At 64.2% G+C, this 17,422-nt stretch carries 16 protein-coding genes and 1 riboswitch; of the genes, 1 reads left to right on the top strand and 15 read right to left on the bottom strand.

What is annotated here, in order from left to right:
- Window positions 1-127: 127 nt before the first annotated feature.
- Window positions 128-1,324 carry a type II secretion system F family protein gene (locus C8C92_RS05920; protein ID WP_116743256.1) on the bottom strand — a complete coding sequence of 399 codons (1,197 nt, stop codon included), beginning with the start codon at window positions 1,322-1,324 and terminating at the stop codon, window positions 128-130.
- A gap of 73 nt (window positions 1,325-1,397) precedes the next feature.
- Window positions 1,398-2,870 carry a DHA2 family efflux MFS transporter permease subunit gene (locus tag C8C92_RS05925; protein ID WP_207780973.1) on the bottom strand — a complete coding sequence of 491 codons (1,473 nt, stop codon included), beginning with the start codon at window positions 2,868-2,870 and terminating at the stop codon, window positions 1,398-1,400.
- A 205-nt stretch (window positions 2,871-3,075) separates the two neighbouring features.
- Between C8C92_RS05925 and C8C92_RS05930 the strand changes: the two genes are divergently transcribed.
- The gene (locus C8C92_RS05930; protein ID WP_116743258.1) at window positions 3,076-4,230 is read left to right on the top strand and encodes a hypothetical protein; all 1,155 of its coding nucleotides are present in this window, start codon (window positions 3,076-3,078) and stop codon (window positions 4,228-4,230) included.
- 68 nt (window positions 4,231-4,298) lie between these two features.
- Here C8C92_RS05930 and C8C92_RS05935 read toward each other — a convergent pair whose 3' ends face one another.
- The 13 genes from C8C92_RS05935 to cobT all read right to left on the bottom strand — a co-directional run bounded on the left by C8C92_RS05935 (window position 4,299) and on the right by cobT (window position 17,174).
- Window positions 4,299-5,753 carry a cobyric acid synthase gene (locus C8C92_RS05935; RefSeq protein WP_099760570.1) on the bottom strand — a complete coding sequence of 485 codons (1,455 nt, stop codon included), beginning with the start codon at window positions 5,751-5,753 and terminating at the stop codon, window positions 4,299-4,301.
- A complete protein-coding gene (locus tag C8C92_RS05940; protein WP_099760569.1) occupies window positions 5,750-6,547 on the bottom strand; it encodes an ABC transporter substrate-binding protein in 798 nt (265 codons plus the stop codon). Before C8C92_RS05940 ends, C8C92_RS05935 begins: the two co-directional genes overlap by 4 nt.
- Window positions 6,544-7,455, bottom strand: a complete 912-nt coding sequence (locus C8C92_RS05945; protein WP_099760568.1) for a cobalamin-binding protein — start codon at window positions 7,453-7,455, stop codon at window positions 6,544-6,546. The genes C8C92_RS05940 and C8C92_RS05945 overlap by 4 nt, the downstream gene beginning before the upstream one ends.
- Window positions 7,452-8,438, bottom strand: a complete 987-nt coding sequence (cobD, locus tag C8C92_RS05950; RefSeq protein WP_099760567.1) for a threonine-phosphate decarboxylase CobD — start codon at window positions 8,436-8,438, stop codon at window positions 7,452-7,454. The genes C8C92_RS05945 and cobD overlap by 4 nt, the downstream gene beginning before the upstream one ends.
- Window positions 8,431-9,384, bottom strand: coding sequence for an adenosylcobinamide-phosphate synthase CbiB (cbiB, locus tag C8C92_RS05955; RefSeq protein WP_099760566.1), 954 nt, complete (start codon window positions 9,382-9,384; stop codon window positions 8,431-8,433). The genes cobD and cbiB overlap by 8 nt, the downstream gene beginning before the upstream one ends.
- Window positions 9,378-9,944, bottom strand: coding sequence for a bifunctional adenosylcobinamide kinase/adenosylcobinamide-phosphate guanylyltransferase (gene cobU, locus C8C92_RS05960; RefSeq protein ID WP_099760565.1), 567 nt, complete (start codon window positions 9,942-9,944; stop codon window positions 9,378-9,380). The genes cbiB and cobU overlap by 7 nt, the downstream gene beginning before the upstream one ends.
- A 7-nt stretch (window positions 9,945-9,951) precedes the next feature.
- Window positions 9,952-10,590, bottom strand: a complete 639-nt coding sequence (gene cobO / locus C8C92_RS05965; RefSeq protein WP_116743259.1) for a cob(I)yrinic acid a,c-diamide adenosyltransferase — start codon at window positions 10,588-10,590, stop codon at window positions 9,952-9,954.
- 2 nt (window positions 10,591-10,592) lie between these two features.
- On the bottom strand, window positions 10,593-11,360 hold the full coding sequence (locus C8C92_RS05970; protein ID WP_116743260.1) for an ABC transporter ATP-binding protein: 768 nt from the start codon (window positions 11,358-11,360) through the stop codon (window positions 10,593-10,595).
- 7 nt (window positions 11,361-11,367) lie between these two features.
- On the bottom strand, window positions 11,368-12,393 hold the full coding sequence (locus tag C8C92_RS05975) for an iron ABC transporter permease (protein WP_116743261.1): 1,026 nt from the start codon (window positions 12,391-12,393) through the stop codon (window positions 11,368-11,370).
- 88 nt (window positions 12,394-12,481) lie between these two features.
- A complete protein-coding gene (locus C8C92_RS05980) occupies window positions 12,482-14,353 on the bottom strand; it encodes a TonB-dependent receptor (protein ID WP_116743262.1) in 1,872 nt (623 codons plus the stop codon).
- Between the two features lie 126 nt (window positions 14,354-14,479).
- A riboswitch (cobalamin riboswitch) is annotated at window positions 14,480-14,722 on the bottom strand.
- 44 nt (window positions 14,723-14,766) lie between these two features.
- A complete protein-coding gene (locus tag C8C92_RS05985; RefSeq protein ID WP_116743263.1) occupies window positions 14,767-15,321 on the bottom strand; it encodes a histidine phosphatase family protein in 555 nt (184 codons plus the stop codon).
- 1 nt (window position 15,322) lies between these two features.
- Window positions 15,323-16,129, bottom strand: coding sequence for an adenosylcobinamide-GDP ribazoletransferase (locus tag C8C92_RS05990; RefSeq protein ID WP_116743264.1), 807 nt, complete (start codon window positions 16,127-16,129; stop codon window positions 15,323-15,325).
- A 4-nt stretch (window positions 16,130-16,133) separates the two neighbouring features.
- The gene (gene cobT, locus C8C92_RS05995; RefSeq protein WP_116743265.1) at window positions 16,134-17,174 is read right to left on the bottom strand and encodes a nicotinate-nucleotide--dimethylbenzimidazole phosphoribosyltransferase; all 1,041 of its coding nucleotides are present in this window, start codon (window positions 17,172-17,174) and stop codon (window positions 16,134-16,136) included.
- Window positions 17,175-17,422: the final 248 nt, after the last annotated feature.

Consider the following 17,422-nt stretch of genomic DNA (forward strand, 5'->3'; position numbering starts at 1 on the left):
TTACTATCTATTAATTCAATATATTTTATGTTTATTGCATAGTCAATGACTATTATTTGATAAAAAGGTGGATGTATGACCAGCATGGGTGCATGCCGGGTGTCGCTGGCAACCTGCAGGCGCGCAGTCAAATCACGGCGCCCAGCTTGAAAATCGGCAAATACAGGGCGATCACGAGGGCGCCGACCAGCACGCCCAGCACCACCATCAGCGCCGGTTCCAGCAGCGCGGAAAGGGTGGCCACCGTGGCGTCGATGTCCGCCTCGATGATCTCGGCCGCGCGCGACAGCATGGCGTCGAGCGCGCCCGATTCCTCGCCGATCAGGGCCAGTTGCGTCAGCAGCGGGGGAAACACGCCGCTGTGCTCCATGGCCAGGGCCAGGCTGCCGCCGGCGCGGATTTCACGCTCGATGCGCGTCGTCGCTTCCTGGTACAGCGCGTGGCCGGAGGCGGCGCCCACCAGGCCGAGCGAGTCGAGCAGCGGCACGCCGGCGGCAAACATGGCGGCCAGGGTGCGCGTCCAGCGGGCAATCGCCGCCTTGCGCAGGAGCGGACCGAAGACGGGCAGGTGCAATGCCCGCAGTTGCGTGTTGCGCCGCAAGGCGGGCCAGCGGCGCCAGGCCAGGTGCAGCAGCAGGCAAGCGAGCACGAGCGCCGCCAACAGAGCCAGCCAGTAGCGGACAATAAAAGCGGATAAATCCATGACGACCAGGGTGGGCAGCGGCAAGGCCGCGCCGAAGCTGTCGAAGACCTGGCGGAAGGCGGGCACGACCACGCTCATGATGATGGCCGTGACAGCGATGGCGACAAGCACGATGATCAGCGGATACATCAGCGCGCCGCGCACTTGCCGCCGCAGGGCGATGGCCTTTTCCTGGTGCGTGGCCAGGCGCGCCAGCAAGTCCTGCACGATGCCCGCCTGTTCGCCGGCCGCCAGCAGCTTGCAGTACAGCTCGTCGAACAGCAGGGGGAACTGGCGAAAGGCTTGCTGCAGGCTGCTGCCCGCTTCGATGTCGTGGCGCAAGTCGCGCATCAGTTCGGTGACGGCGGGTTTGGCGTGGCCCTTGCCGGCGATGTCGAAGGCGTGCAGCAGCGGCACGCCGGCCGCCATCATGGTCGACAGCTGGCGCGTGAACAGCGCGATATCCTTGCGCGTGATGGCTTCGCCGGGCGCGGCGCGCACAGCCTGCACCCTGGTGGCGAGGATGCCCTGGCGGCGTAGCGCGAGCGTGGCCGCGCTGGCGTCGGCGGCGCGCAAGATGCCATCGACCGCCTGGCCATGACGGTCCGTGCCCTTCCATGCAAAGCGCCGCTCGGCCGCCATGTGTACCTCCTGCCGTCACCGTAGCAGCGTCAGGAAAAAGCACCAGCGGCGCCGGCGGCAAGCTTGAGGTGGCTCAGCCTTTTGTGGTTTGTACTTCCGTCTGCACAAGGGCCTGGGCCTTCACGTCGGACGCCTCTTCCTCGTCGCTGTCGGTGCCCTTGCTGATGCTTTCGCCATCGTCGCGGCGCAAGGTCCAGAAGGTCAGCGAGGATAGTACCGTCAGGGCCGCCAGGGTCAGGAAGGTGTGGTGCAGGGCTGTGCTGAGCATGGCGCGGTCCGACTGCGGCATGTCGCCCAGGTACCAGCCCGTGATCAGCGAACCGAAGGCCAGGCCAAAGCTCATCGACAGTTGCTGCATCGAGCTGGCGATGGTGCTGGCCATGCTGGAGTCGCTCTTGTCGACATCGGCATACGCGATGGTGTTCATGCTGGAAAATTGCAGCGAATTGAAAAAGCCCAGGCACAGGCTGATGCCGACGATCACGTACAGGGGCGTGCCTCCGCCCACCAGCGAAAACATGGCGATGGTGATGCCGATCAGCACCGTGTTGACGATCAGTACCTGGCGGTAGCCGAAGCGGGCCAGCACGCGCGCGGAAATGAATTTCATGCCCATGGCAGCCGCCGCTGACGGCATCATCAGCAAGCCCGACTGCCAGGCGGGCAAGCCCAGGCCCAGCTGATACAAGAGCGGCAACAGGAAGGGCAGGCCGCCCACGCCCAGGCGCGTGACGAAGCCGCCCACCACGGAGACGCGGAAGGTGCGGATCTTGAACAGGGTCAGGCGCAGCAGCGGGTGCAGCACTTCGCTTGAATGCCAGGCATACGCGGCCAGCAGGCTGATGGAAATGAACAGCAGCACGGCAAACGAGGTGCCGTCGATGCGATGTTCGCCGAAAATTTCCAGCAGCCACGACAGCAGCGCGATGCCCGTGCCAAACAGCACCAGGCCGATCAGGTCCAGCGGACGGGGCTTGTCGCCATAGTAATCGGGCATGTAGCGGTGCGCCAGGTACAGCGCTGCCAGGCCAACGGGCACGTTGACGAAGAAAATCTCGCGCCACGACAGCCAGTGCACGATCAGCCCGCCCACCGTGGGCCCCAGCAGGGGCCCGATCAGGGCGGGGATGATGACGAAATTCATGGCTGCCAGCAATTGCGACTTGGGAAAGGTGCGGATGATGGTGAGCCTGCCCACCGGCATCATCATGGCCGCGCCCACCCCTTGCAGCAGGCGCGCGGCGACCAGCATGGGGGCATTCACGGACAGGCCGCACAGGATGGAGGCGAGGGTGAAGATGGCAACGGCGGCCGAAAATACGCGCCGCGTACCGAAGCGGTCGGCCATCCAGCCGCTGATGGGAATGCACACGGCCAGGCTCAGGATGTAGCTGGTGACGACGGCTTTCAGGCTCAGCGGCGTCACTTGCAGGCTGGCGGCCATGGCGGGGATGGCGGTGTTGACGATGGTGGAGTCGAGTTGCTCCATGAACAGGGCAGTGGCGACCACCCAGGGAAGGTAGCTTTTAATCGGGGAACTGGTCATGGATGCGAGCCTGAGGAGGAAGAACGGAGCCGACAGTACGATGAATTGTCACATAAATGGCGCCGGCGTGCCGCCTGCGCCCGTCTTTCTGGCAGCGTGCAGGGGGCGGCGTCCATGGAACATTTGTTCCATGGCAATAGATTGCGGACAAGGCTAGCATGTGTTTCTGGCAGCTCCGCCTCCTCTTTCCCGAAAGTCACACCACATGAAAAATGCACTTACGTTCCTTGTCCTGGGCGCAGCCCTGTCCGCATGCGGTGGCGGCAGCGATGGCGGCACGCCTGAAACCCCCGTCAAGCCACCCGTCGTGGTGACGCCTCCCGTCGTCCCCGCCGACAGCGTGACGGTGGCATCGGAAGCCGTGGCGAAAGAGGCTGGCCTGAATGTCATTGCCGGTGCCAGTGCTGACGAAAGCGTGTATGACGTGGCCGCCGATATCGGCGACACCTGGCGCATCACGTTTGACAGCGCGAAGAAAACCTATGCCATCCGTGTCTTGTCGACGCAGTTCGGCTTGAGCGACCGCAGCGGCACCTTCAGCGCTACCACCAGCGGCAATTTGACCACCTACACGGCGACAGATTTCAGCGTTACCGTCGATGCGCGCACGCGTCTGCTGTCGGGCAATATCAAATTGGGCAACATGGCTTCGACCGTCAGCGGCAGCGGTTATGCGGTGAGTGACGTGGCCAAGCTGGCCGGCAACTATATTTTCCTGGGGTCCATGCGCAATGCGTCGAACGGCGCTTTCCCTTTCCATCCGAAAGGCACTCTCAAGATCGCAGCCGACGGAGCGGCCCAACTGTGCAATGGCGGCGTGTTCAACGCGCAAGGCGTGTGCTCTGCGGTATCGCCGCAGCTGGAAGCGGAAAACGCCAGCCTGACCCTGGTCAAGGATGCGAAGACCGGCTTGCTCGTCGCCCGCCAGGGTGGCCAGGACTTCGGCATCGTGCACGTGCACGCGGGGGACCGGGGGCTGGCGCTGTTCATCGACCGCTACGGCCGCAACCAGGAAAACGTCCTGCGCGTGGGCACCATCGTGGCGGCCAAACAGCAAAAGATCGGTACGGAACTCAATGGCAGCTATGCCTGCGCGGCGTCGGGCATCAGCGCGAACATCGTCGTTGCCGGCAGCACCGCCACCCTGACGAATAACACGACCGGCAAGACGCATGCGGAAACCATCACCATCAACAAGCTGGGTCTGGGCGCGCAAGCCGTCGATTTCGATGGCGTCGCCGTGTTCAAGGACCCGGCCGATGTGCCGGCCGATTATTCGATGTTCATGCCCGTGTCGTCGAGCATGGCAGTCGAGTTTTCGACCGACCGTTCGTACATGGGCATGTGCCTGAAAAAATAGCCGCTAGCGTTTGATCTGATCCAGCAAGTAGGTCGGGTTAGCCGGTACGGCGTAACCCGACATCCCCATCAGCGTGGCAATCGTTCCAGTGCATCCAGCAGCGGCAGCGCCGCGTCGGCGATGCGCTCCAGGCTGGCCTCGCGCAGGGCGGCGGTGTCCACCGTGTGGCCGGAGTCCAGCCCCGCCCAGCGCAGCAGCGCCGAACATGCGGCGGGCGTGTCGAACATGCCGTGCAAATAGCTGCCCAGGATTTGCCCGTCGCCCGATACGGCCCCTTCCGGCCGTCCATCGATCATGAACGCCGGCTGCCGCAGGGCGGCGCCCTGCGAGACGCCCATGTGGATTTCATAGCCGGCCACGCGCGCATCGTCCGCGCCAGCAAACGCGCAGTGGCCGCGCACCTGTTGCAGCCGTTTTTCCGCCGTCAATTCAGTCACCATATCGAGCAGGCCCAGTGCCTTCGATTCTCCAGCCATCCCTTCCACGCCCAGCGGGTCGCACACGCTTTGCCCCAGCATCTGGAAGCCGCCGCAAATGCCGATGACCTTGCCGCCGTAGCGCAGGTGCTTCGCCAGATAGGCGGGCCAGCCCTGCTGCTGCAGCCAGGCCAGGTCGCCGCGCGTGTTCTTGCTGCCGGGCAGGATCACCAGGTCGGCCGGCGGAATCGGCTGTCCTTGCTGGATGAATTGCAGGTCGACGCCGGGATGGGCGCGCAGCGCATCGACATCCGTGTGGTTGCTGATGCGCGGCAGTTGCGGCACCAGCACCTTGAAGGCGCCGCGTTCTGTCTGTATCGCGTCGACGGCGTCTTCCGCGTCGAGGAACAGGCCTTGCAGATAGGGCAGCACGGCCAGCACGGGTTTACCCGTCTGCTGCTCCAGCCAGTCGATGCCCGGTTGAAGCAGCGAGATGTCGCCGCGGAAGCGGTTGATGACAAAGCCGAGGATGCGCGCCCGCTCGCTGTCGGACAAACACGCCAGGGTGCCGATGATGTGCGCGAAGACGCCGCCACGGTCGATGTCGGCCACCAGAATCACGGGACAGTCGACGGCTTCCGCAAAGCCCATGTTGGCGATGTCGCGCGCGCGCAGGTTGACTTCGGCGGGGCTGCCGGCGCCTTCGACGATGACGGCGTCGTACTGCTGGCGCAGGCGCGCGAACGATTCGAGCACGGCGCCCATGGCGATGGTTTTATATTGCTGGTAGTCGCGCGCATCCATCTCGGCGCGCACCTTGCCATGGATGATCACCTGCGCGCCCGTGTTCGACGACGGTTTTAACAGTACCGGGTTCATGTCCGTGTGCGGCGCGATGCCGCAGGCCAGTGCCTGCAAGGCTTGCGCGCGGCCGATTTCTCCGCCGTCCGCCGTCACGGCGCTATTCAAGGCCATGTTTTGCGGCTTGAACGGCGCTACCGTCACGCCGCGGCGCATCAATAATCGGCACAGGGCTGCAACGACGGTGCTCTTGCCCGCGTCGGACGTCGTGCCTTGCACCATCAGGAAGGGGAAGGGGGTGTTCATGGCTGGCGCTCCTGCCATTGCGCGATGATGTCGCTGATCTGGCGTAACCCCTCTGTAATGGCGGCCGGACCGGGCGACAGGATATCGGGCGACTTGATCTCGAACAGCATCTGGTTTTTCACGGCGGGAATCGCATCCCAGTCCGGACGTGCCGCCAGTTGCGCGGGCTGGAACTTCTTGCCGCACCAGCTGGCGATGATGATGTCGGGCGCGCGCCGCACCACGGCCAAAGGATCGGCGATGATGCGTTCCCTGGCGCCCGGGTGCGCGGACAATTCCGGGAAGGCGTCCGTGCCGCCGGCGATGCCGATCAATTCCGCCGCCCAGCCGATGCCGCTCATCAGGGGATCATTCCACTCTTCAAAGTACATCACGGGCTTGCGCGTCCAGGCTGCGGCGCGGGCCCGGGCGGCGGCGATGTCCGCGCGCAGGCTGGCGATCAGTTCGCGGCCGGCGTCCTCGCGTTGCACCAGCGCGGCAAGCACGGCGATCATGCGCAGGATGCCGTCCACCGTGCGCTGGTTGAATTGGTGTACTTCGATGCCAGCCTTGACCAGGTCGCGGCAGATATCGGCCTGCATGTCGCAAAAGCCGATCACGAGATCCGGTTTCACTGCCAGTATGCGTTCCAGGTCAGCGGAGGAAAAGCCGCTGATCTTGGTCTTTTCCTCGCGTGCGCGGGGAGGGCGCACGGTAAAGCCGGAAATGCCTGCAATGACGTCTTCGGCACCCAGCGCATACAGCGTTTCCACGGCTTCCGTCGACAGGCAGGCGATGCGCTGATAGTGACTCATGGCGCCGTCTTGGCTGCGGGAGCGCTGCGGCGCTGGCGGGCCACTTCCAGCTGTTCGCACATGGCGGCCGTGCCTTCGATCATGCGCGGGCCGGCGCGGTTCAGCAGGTCGCCATTCAGGCGGAACAGATTATTCCTGCGCACGGCCTTCATCGAGGGGAAGGCGCGCCACATGGCCAGGCCGCCTTCGCTGCGCGGATCGCTTTTTTCGCTGGTGCCGAAAATGGCTTCCGGGTCTTCCTGCAGCACGCCTTCCGGCGTGACGACGGGCGCCACCACCTTCATCGCGGCAAAGATGTTTTGCGCGCCGCACACGCGCATGGAGTCGCTGATGATGCTCGCGCCGCTCAAGGTGTACAGGGGCTTGTCCCACACCTGGTAAAACACGCGCACGGGCGGGCGCGGCGCATACTGGGCCGTCAGGCTGGCCAGTTTGGCGCGCAGCTGCGCGGCGGCCGGCTTGGCGACTTTTTCCGTGCCCATCAGCTGTCCCAGGCGTTCCATGCTGTCCGGGATGTCGGCCAGCTTGCGCGGCTCGCTGTGATAAATCGGTACCTTCAGCTGGCGCAGCATGGCGATCTGGCGCTCGGCGCTGCCATGCATCCACACGACGATCAGGTCCGGCTTCATGGCGATGATGCGCTCCATGTCGTACTGGCGGTTGTCGCCTACCTGCGGGATTTTTTTGGCCGCTTCCGGATAGTCGCTATAGCTGACGACACCGGCGATTTTCTCGCCGCCACCGGCTGCGAACAGCAGCTCCGTGACGTGCGGCGCCAGCGCCAGGATGCGCTGCGCGGGCCTGGCCAGGGTGACGACATTGCCATCGTCATCGCGTACGGTGATGGCGGCATGCGCCTGGGTCGAGATCAGTGCCGCCAGTAGCAGTGCTGTTTTCAAGTGGTTCATAGCTTCTTCCATGTGGTCAGTGCCTGTTCCAGCTGGAGCCAGGCGTCTTCGTTCGGCGGCAAACCCAGGCGGATGCCGTAGGCGGCGTGGCGGAACAGGCGCACCCAGATGCCCTGCTGCGCCATGTGGTGCCAGAAGGCTTCGGCGTCTTCTTCCGGCCACCATTGAAACAGCGCGCAACCGCCGCTGGCGATGCCGTGGCTGGCGAGCAGCTGGCGCAGGCGTTCGCCTTCTTCACGCAGGCGCAGGCGCATCGCATCCTGCCAGGGCGCGTCGGTCAGCGCGGCCAGGGCCACTTGCTGCGCCGGGCCGCTGACGGTCCATGGCCCCAGCATGTCAGCCAGCTTGCTGAGCAGCTCGGGATGAGCGGCGACAAAGCCCAGGCGCAGTCCCGCCAGGCCAAAGAATTTGCCGACCGAGCGCAGCACGATGAGTCCCGGCTGGCCCGCGTGCGGTCCCAGGCCGGCTTGCACCTGCGTGTCGCCAAACGCTTCATCGACCACCAGCCAGCCGCCGCGCTGGGCCAGCCTGTTTGCCCAGTCCAGCAGCACTTCGGGCGCGATGTGCGCGCCGGTGGGGTTGTTCGGGTTGCAGACAACCATCACGTCGCAGCTGTCCACCGCATTGGCCAGCTGCGCATACGGTACATGCCGCAAGTTGTGGCCGTGCTGGCCCCAGTGGTGCGCGTGTTCCGCGTATGAGGGCGAGGCGACGACCACACAGGATGGCGCGCGCAGCCGGGGCAATGCCTGGATGGCCGCCTGCGTGCCGGCCACCGGCAGCATGGCTGGCGCGTGATAGTAGGCACAGGCGGCGGCGGTCAGCGCCGGGTTGCTTTCCGGTAGGCGGTGCCAGGCGCTGGCGCTGCTGGCGGGCACGGGATAGCCGTGCGGATTGATGCCGGTCGACAGGTCGATCCAGTCGGCCAGTGGTCGACCATATTCGCGCGCGGCGTCGCGCAGGTTGCCGCCATGTTCAAGCAAAGTATTTCCCCCGCAGGTAATACAGCCCGGCCAGCAGCGCCACCCAGATCAGCCACAGCACGGCCGTTTCGGCCACCAGGCGCCAGGCGCGGTCGATGTCGCGCGCTTCGGCCGGACGGCCGGCGCCCAGCGGCGGACGGCGTTCCAGCTCGCCGTCGTAGATGGCGTCGCCACCCAGGGCCAGGCCGAGGGCGCCGGCGCCGCTGGCCATCACGGGGCCCGCGTTCGGGCTGCCCCAGCTGGGGGCCTGGCTGCGCCAGCAGTGCCAGGCGCGCCGCTTGTCCGCCATGGTCTTGCCCAGCAAGACATAGGACAGGGCCGTCAGGCGCGCCGGCAGGTAATTCAATATGTCGTCGATGCGTGCGGCGCAGCAGCCGAACCAGTCGTAGCGTTCGTTGCGGTAGCCCCACATGGCGTCGAGGGTATTGGCCAGCCTGAATAGCACGGCGCCGGGGCCGCCTGCCACGGCAAACCAGAACAGGGTACCGAAGACGGCATCATTGCCGTTTTCCAGCAAGGATTCCGTGCTGGCCTTGGCCAGGCTGGCCGCATCGGCGTTGGCCGTGTCGCGGCTGACGATGCGCGCCGTCAGCAGGCGCGCGTTGTCCAGGTCATTCATGGCCAGGGCATCGGCGATCGGTTGATTGTGGTCGCGCAGGCTGCGCAAGCCCAGGCACAGATACAGCAGGAAGACGTGCAGGGCCGCACCGGCCAGGCCGCACAGCCACCAGGCGGCATAGCTGATCGGCAGTACGGCCAATACCCACGCCAGCGCGCCGCGCAGAAAACGCCCACGGCCCCGGTTCAGCAGGCGTTCGAGCGCGCTGGCGATGCGGCCAAAGCCCACCAGCGGATGCCAGCGGCGCGTCTCGCCCAGGATCAGATCGAGCAGTACGCCGGCCGTCATCAGGCCTGCCAGCATGGGCAGCGACAAGCCGCTCAGCATGGGGCGCCTTTCAGGTGCAGGGGCAGGCCGGCGGCGACAAACACGGCCCTGTCGCAGATGGCCGCCACGGCCTGGTTCAGACGGCCCGCTTCATCGGTGAAGCAGCGCGAGATGGCGCCATACGGCACGATGCCCATGCCCACTTCGTTCGATACCAGAACAAGGTCGCAGCCGGTATCGCCAATTTCGGCCAGCGCGTACAGCAGGTGCGCGCGCTCGCTGTGGAACAGTTCGGGCAGGGCGATGTCGCCCACGTCGGGATACGTTTCGCCGCTGGAAAACATCAGGTTCGTCAGCCACAAGGTCAGGCAGTCGACCAGCAGCAGGCGCCCAGGCAATGCTTCCCGCAGGATGGCGTCGCCCAGGCGCAGCGGTTCTTCCAGTGTCGCCCACTCGGCCGGGCGCTGCGCACGGTGGTGCCTGACGCGCGTGGCCATTTCCTCATCGCCCGCCTGCGCGGTGGCGATATAGACGACTTCCTTGCCCGACTCGCGGGCCAGCTTTTCCGCATAGGCGCTCTTGCCGGAACGGGCGCCGCCGAAGACCAGGGTGCGCGTCATGGCGCTGTTACCACTCGGTGCCGATTTGTGCGCCGATGCCGGCCGCGTACGCATGCTTGACGACGGCCATTTCGGTGACGGTGTCGGCGATGGCGATCAATTCGTCCGGCGCGCCGCGGCCCGTGATGACCACGTGCTGCATCGCCGGGCGTTCCAGCAGGTCGGCGATGACCTTGTGCACGTCGAGGTAGTTGTATTTGAGGGCGATATTGAGTTCATCGAACAGCACCAGGCCATAGGCTGGGTCGGCCAGGAAGGTCTTCGCCTGCTCCCATGCCAGTTCGGCTTTTTCGATGTCGCGTTCGCGGTTCTGCGTTTCCCACGTATAGCCTTCGCCCATCGCATGAAAGCTGATTTCATCGGGGAAGCGGCGAAGGAATTTTTCTTCGCCCGTCGACATGGCACCTTTGATGAACTGCACCACGCCCACTTTCATGCCGTGGCCCATGGCGCGGATGGCCATGCCGAAGCCGCTCGAACTCTTGCCTTTGCCATTGCCCGTATTGACGATGATGATGCCGATTTCCTTGTCGGCCTTGGCGATGGCCGCGTCGATGATGGCCTTCTTGCGCTCCATGCGCACGCGGTGGCGTTCGTTGATAGCTGCGGTATTGGCTACGGTGTCCGCGTTGATGTTATCGCTCATGTTTAATCCTCTTTGGGTATGAATATCTTGCGTTTGCCGTGGGCGATGATCTCGATCGGGTGGCCCAGGTAGTCGCCCAGGATGGACGCCTGCATCACTTCGGCCACGGGGCCGGCCAGCCAGCCGCCGTCGCCCATCAGCAACAGCGCGTGGGTCGAGACGCTGTGTGCCAGGTTCAGGTCATGTCCCACCATCACCACGGTTTTATTCTGTTCGCGGCACAGCTTAGCCAGCAGGCCCATGACGCTGACCTGGTGCGCCAGGTCCAGCGCATTGGCCGGTTCGTCCAGCAGCAGCAAGGGCGTATCCTGCGCCAGCATGGCGGCGATCGCCACGCGCTGGCGTTCGCCGCCGGACAGGCTGCGCACGTCACGCTCGGCCAGGTGCTCCACTTCCATCGATGCCAGTGCCGCCAGGGCGATACGCTGGTCGTCGCTGCCTTCCCAGTAATGGTTGTCGTGATACGGGTGGCGCGCCGAGAGCACGGTTTCGACGACGCGGTACGAGAACGCATCGTGGCGCGCTTGCGCCAGGAAGGCGCGTTCACGCGCCAGCTCCTCCAGCGGCCAGTCGACCAGGGCGCGGCCCTGTATCGTCACGTGGCCCGCATCGGGTTCGCGCAAACCGGCCAGCGCGCGCAGCAAGGTGCTCTTGCCCGCGCCATTGCGGCCGATCACGCTCCAGCATTCGCCATCCCTGATGTGCCAGGCGAGGTTTTCCACCAGGCAGCGCGTGCCCGCTTTCAGGCCGAGTTGGTAGGTGCGTATCATGCTTTTTTCATCCCCTGCGCAATCGATGCAGCTGGTACAGGAAGACGGGCGCGCCTATCATGGCTGTCACCACGCCGACGGGCAGCTGCAACGGTGCCAGCACGGTACGCGCCAAGGTATCGGCCAGCACCAGGAAGGTGCCGCCGGCCAGCGCGGCGGCCGGTATCAGCAGACGATGATCGGGGCCGCAGGCAAAGCGCAGCGCATGCGGCACGATCAGGCCGACAAAGCCCACGCTGCCGGCGCTGGTGACGGCGCTGGCCGTGAGCAGGCCGGAACAGAAGAACAGGCCCTTGCGCAACGCGCCCACGCGCACGCCTAGCGTGCTGGCCGCTTCCGCGTGCAGGGCCATGACGTTCAGCGAGCGCGCGCAGCGCAAGGCGAAGACCATGGCGCCGGCCAGGACCAACCAGGGCATCAGCCGCGCGGGCGCGCCGGCCAGGTCGCCGATCATCCAGAACACCATGCTGCGCAAGCGGCTTTCCGGGGCAATCGACAGCATCAGGGTGACGATGGCCATGCAGGCCGAGGCCAGGATCACGCCCGTCAGCAGCAAGAGCGAGGCGCCGCCTTCGGCAGCCGTGCCGCCGCGCAGGTCGCGGCGGGCAAAGAAATACAGCAGCATCGATACGCCGACGGCGCCGGCAAAGGCGGCCGCGTCGACCACCCACAGCGCGCACATGAACAGCAGCGCCGCCAGCGCGCCGACGGAAGCGCCGGCGGAAATGCCCAGCACGTACGGGTCGGCCAGGGGATTGCGCAGCAGCGCCTGCATCATGACGCCGGCCAAGGAGAGCGCCGCGCCGGTGACAAACGCGGTCAGCGCGCGGCCCAGGCGCAGGTCGAGCAGGGTGGCGGCGAGGGTGTCGGTCTTGCCCTGCACCACATGGAACAGGGCGGACGGCAGGTCGGCGAGCGGGATCGCGATCGAACCGATCATGCCGGAGAAAATCAGGCTGGCAATTGCGCACACGATCAGCACCGTGAGGATCACGGTGGCGCGGTGGCGCATGTTGCGGAAAAATGGGTGCATGTACTGCCTTAAAAACGGGGACTGCAGAACTGCATCTGCGGGCGACGGCGGCATGCCATCGCCCGCAGCTTACATCATTACGACGGGGTTATTTCATGCCGTAGCGTACGCCGACGAAGACTTTCGAGCCGGGTGTCGCGTAGAAGCGGGCCAGTTCGTAATCCTTGTTGGCGATGTTATTCCAGCGCGCCAGCACCGACCAGTCGCGGGTGAACTGGTAGGTGGCGTACAGATTGACCAGGCCATATCCGCCCAGGACGTTCTTGTTGGCGGCATCATCGAAACGCTTGCCCGACAATTGCCACTCGGCGCCCGACGTCAGCGCGCCCGCCGTGTAGTCGACGGCGAAGTTGGCGTGTTGCTTGGCGCGGCGTACCAGTTGCTTGTCCTTGGTTTCATCGCGCGGGTCTTGCAGGTCGATGTTGCCGCTGACGTTGAAAGCGCCGAACTTGCGTGCGCCAGCAATCGTCAGGCCTTCCAGCAGCGCCTTGTTGACGTTGTAGGCGCAGCCGTAGCCGGTGAACAGTGGATCGGGACAAGGCGAGGCATTTACCAGCAGGTCGCTGACCTTGTTGTGGTAATAGCTGGCGCTCAGTTTCGACACGCCGTCGTCGTAGCGCAGACCCACTTCGGCGTTGCGGCCCTGTTCCGGCTTGTTCGTCGCCAGGCCATAGCCCGGGTAGTACAGCTCATTGAAGGTCGGTGCGCGGAAGCTGGTGCCGTAGCTGGCGCTGGCGCGCAGTGCGTTGGTGATGCGGTAGCCGTAGGCGACGCTGCCCGTGTTATGCGTGCCGAATGCGGAACTGTCATCGCTGCGGCCGCTGATATTGAACAGATGCGCGCCGCGCACCATGTTGTACGCTGCCGCGAAGGATTTCGTATGGCGTGCGCCCGTGACTTCCGGCGTGGTGCTCGATGTGACGTCTTCATCGCGGTAGCTGGCCAGCAGTTGCAGGTTGTCGCGGCCGAAGCGGATGTCATTTTGCCAGGTCAGGTCGGTCTGTTTGGTGTTGATCTGGCTCTTGCTCCACGAATCGGTGCCGCCATCATTGCCGGCCTTGTCGCGCGCTTCCGCATAACGCAGTTCACTGGTCCAGTTGGGCAGAAATTCGTTCTTCGTGAAGACCGAAATGTTTTCCAGTTTCTCGTTGCTGCGTGCATCGTAGCCAGGACCGGCGTCATACTGCGCTTTCAGTTCGCTATTCAGGAATGTCAGGCCCACTTCATGGCCTTTGGCCATCTGATAGCCGAACTGGCCGCTGAAGCTTTCCTTGTCGTAGCCGTCTTTGTCCGGGTTGTAGGTGTATTCAGGCGATGCACCGAGTTTCGAAGCCGAGAAACCATCCGATTTTTCCTTGCCAGCTGCCAGCGCATAGCTGAAGCTGTTCGGACCAGCGGTGGAGCCGGCCACTTGCGCTTCGACCTGGCGCGTGTTGTTGCTGCCGTAACCGGCGAAGGCGGAGACGCGCGTGGCGCCGTCGCCTTTCTTCGTGAAGATCTGGATCACGCCGCCGATGGCGTCCGCGCCGTACATGGTGCTCAGTGGACCATAGACGATTTCAATGTGATCGATGCTGGAAAGGGGCAAGGCGCTCCAGTTGGCCGTGCCCAGGGTGGACGAGCCAATGCGCACACCATCAACCAGCACGATATTCTGGTTGCTGTTCGCACCGCGAATGAATACGCTGGCAGAGGTGCCTGCGCCGCCGTTGCGTGCCACTTCAATGCCGCGTTGTTTTTGCAACAGGTCGACAATCGAGCTGGCGCCAGAACGCGCGATGTCTTCCGAGCTGATGGTCTGCGTATCGCTCAAGACTTCGCTCAGGTGTTGCGGGTAGCGGCTGGCGGTGACGACGATCGGATCGAAGGTGTCTGGCGTGGCTTGGGCGAAAGCGGCAGGCGCGGCAATGGCTAGCGCGAGCGACGTGAGGGCCGCGTGGCGGGAAACAGCATGGGTCATGATAATTTTCAGTAAGTAATATGCAACCAGCCGACGTCCCCGTAGGCCAGATTGAACAGAAGTGGGAACTGACGATGACGATCGAAGATGGCCATGGGCCATTCGGATCGCGAACATCCCCGTTCGCACACTTCCACCTGTCCTGGCCGGTATCCGGGCTGGCAAGTACCGCTATCCCACCTTCCCATGCTCGATGATTGCAAGCACAGTGGTTGTCAGAGATAGCTTGTCGCCCGCTTCCTGTCGGGAGGGGCGACACTTGCTTACCGTTGCGGGGGCAGCACACGCTCGCCGCGGGAGCGGCATCGTGTTTCCCGTTTAACTGCGCTCATGGACATGAGCGCGGGCACCAAAACCCCGCCATTATACGTGCAGCAGACGTAGACTGAAATGGCTGGCTGGACGCTTCGATATCAGAAATCGACGACGACCGTCGCGCCGTAGGCGATTTTGTGGGCGGAACGGGCGGCCAGCAGGGCGGTTTCTTCCAATGGCAGCCGGGCTTGCAGTGCCAACAGCAGGCGGATGGTGCCCGCGTGGCAGATGATGACTGCCGTTTCGTGTTGTTCACGCAACAGATCGCCTAAAAACGCATCGACGCGGGCGGCCATCGCCAGCACATTCTCACCCCCGCCAGGACGATACCAGGCCAGATCGGCGGCCCATGCATCGATGTCCGCGCGTGCAATCGCGTGCCAGGGCTGCATTTCCCACGCGCCGAAATCCATCTCGGCCAGTCGCGCATCGAAGCGCAAGCCGCTGGAAGGCAAGTCTTGCGCCAATGCTGTCGCCAGGCCGGCGCAGCGGCGCAGGGGGCTGGCATACAGCGGCACGCCGGCCGGCAGCGTTGCTTGCAGGCTGGCGCGCGCCGAGGCCATTTCGTGCGACGCCACCGCCACGTCGCTGCGGCCATAGCAGGTGCCGCTGGTCACCTGCGGCGCGGGGTGGCGTACTAAAATCAGTCGCATGCTAATAGAAGCGTATGGGGGGCTGGAAGCTGGACAGGATGGCCAGGTAAATCGCCACTTCCGCCACTTGCTGTACTGCGCCCAGGCAGTCGCCTGTGTAGCCTTGCAGGCGGTGCTGGCATTTGCGGCCCAGCCAGAATGCGGCAGCTGCCGCCACCACGATGGCAAAGACCAGCGCAGCCCAGCTAACTATCCCCAGCACGCCGCAGGCGATGGCGGGCAACAGCGCGCAGACGGCGGCGATGATGAACTCTGCGGTAGTCATTTCTTGCGCCATCGGCTTGGCCTTGCCTTCGTCGCGCGCATAGTCCATGACCCAGATCAGCGAGACGGCGGCCAGGCGAGACAAAGGATGGGCGATGAACAAGGTCGCCACCACGGTGGCAGGTGGCGTTGAGGCGAGCGCCGCACATTTGATGGCCAGCAGGCAGATGATGCCGATGGCGCCATATGCGCCGATGCGCGAATCCTTCATGATTTCCAGTACCCGCTCGCGCGTCAGTCCACCGCCAAAGCCATCGCACATGTCGGCGAAGCCGTCTTCATGGAAGGCGCCCGTCAGATAAATGCCGGCGGCGACGGCCAGCAGCACGGCCACCGCCGAAGGCAGTAGCCAGCTGGCCAGCAGATACACTGCGCCGGAAATGGCCGCCACCACCACGCCGACCAGCGGAAAGTAGCGCGAGGCATGCTGCAGCCAGGCCGGCTCGAAACCCACCCAGCGCGGAATCGGCAGGCGCGTGAAGAACTGCAGTGCAATGAAGAAGAGGCGGCACTGATGGACTGCGGCGGAAACGGGATTGGTCATGGTCTTAGTCTGGCGTGGACTTTTCGCTGACCTGGGCCGAGGCGAAGGTCGCCATCTCGCGCATGAAGTTGACGGCCGCGTGCAGCAGCGGCAAGGCCAGGGCCGAACCCGTGCCTTCGCCGAGGCGCAAATCGAGGTGCAGCAACGGACGCGCACCCAGGCTGGCCAGCAGCTGGCGGTGGCCGTTTTCATCGGAGCAGTGCGAAAACACGCAGTAATCGAGGATGGCAGGCTGCAAACGGGCCGCCACCAGCAAGGCGCTGCTGACGATGAAGCCGTCGATCAGCAAAATCATGCGCCGTTCGGCCGCTTTGAGCATGGCGCCTGCCATCATGGCGATCTCGAAACCGCCAAAGGTGGCCAGCACGTCGAGCGGCTCATTGACTGCCGCATGATGGGCGACGGCCGCTTCGATCACCTGCTGCTTGTGCAATATACCTTCCTTTGACAGGCCGGTGCCGGCGCCCACGCAAGCGGCAACGGGAGTTTGCGTCAGCTTGTGCATCAGCGCGGCGGCGGCGGTGGTGTTGCCGATACCCATTTCGCCAAAGCCCAGCACATTGCCATCGAGCGTGGCAGCCAGGTCCATCCCCGCCTGCATGGCGGCGATGCACTGCTCCTTGCTCATGGCGGCTACGTTGGCAAAGTTGCGCGTGCCCGGGCCTTGCTTGCGGTCGAGCAAGGCGTCGCGCGGGCCGAAGTCGTGGTTGACGCCCGCATCTACTATATAGAGGGCACAATCGTTCTGACGGGCAAAGACATTGATGGCGGCGCCGTTGGCCAGGAAATTTTCTACCATTTGCCAGGTCACGCTTTGTGGATAGGCAGAAATGCCTTCGGCGACGACACCATGGTCTGCCGCAAAAACAATGATGGCAGGCTGGTGTAGTGCCAGTTGCGTGCTTTGCTGGATCAGGCCGATCTGATGGGCCAGGGTTTCCAGTAGTCCCAGGCTGCCCAGCGGCTTGGTCTTGCTATTGATGGCATGTTCGAGTGCGCTGGCCAGTGCGGGATTGGCGGTGGGGGTGATGTGTGGGATAGGCATGAGAGTCAAAGTGGGTGAGGCAGGGGATTGTTGGTGCTACGATATCACACAGCAATATTTGCTCAGCTGCAAAATAGCCCTTGCCGGGTGCGTGGGGCAGGACTATAATTCGCCCCCTCGCTGAACGATGCATGCAAATGCCGAGTGAAGCGGGCAAAAAAGAAGGTTGACGAAATAGCCGAAACGCTTCATACTCTTCCTTCTTCGCAGCTGACAAACACAACGCTTTGTCGATAGCGCGAGAGTAG

This window comes from Janthinobacterium sp. 78, from assembly GCF_003096775.1.
In the GTDB taxonomy this organism is placed as follows: domain Bacteria; phylum Pseudomonadota; class Gammaproteobacteria; order Burkholderiales; family Burkholderiaceae_D; genus Janthinobacterium; species Janthinobacterium tructae.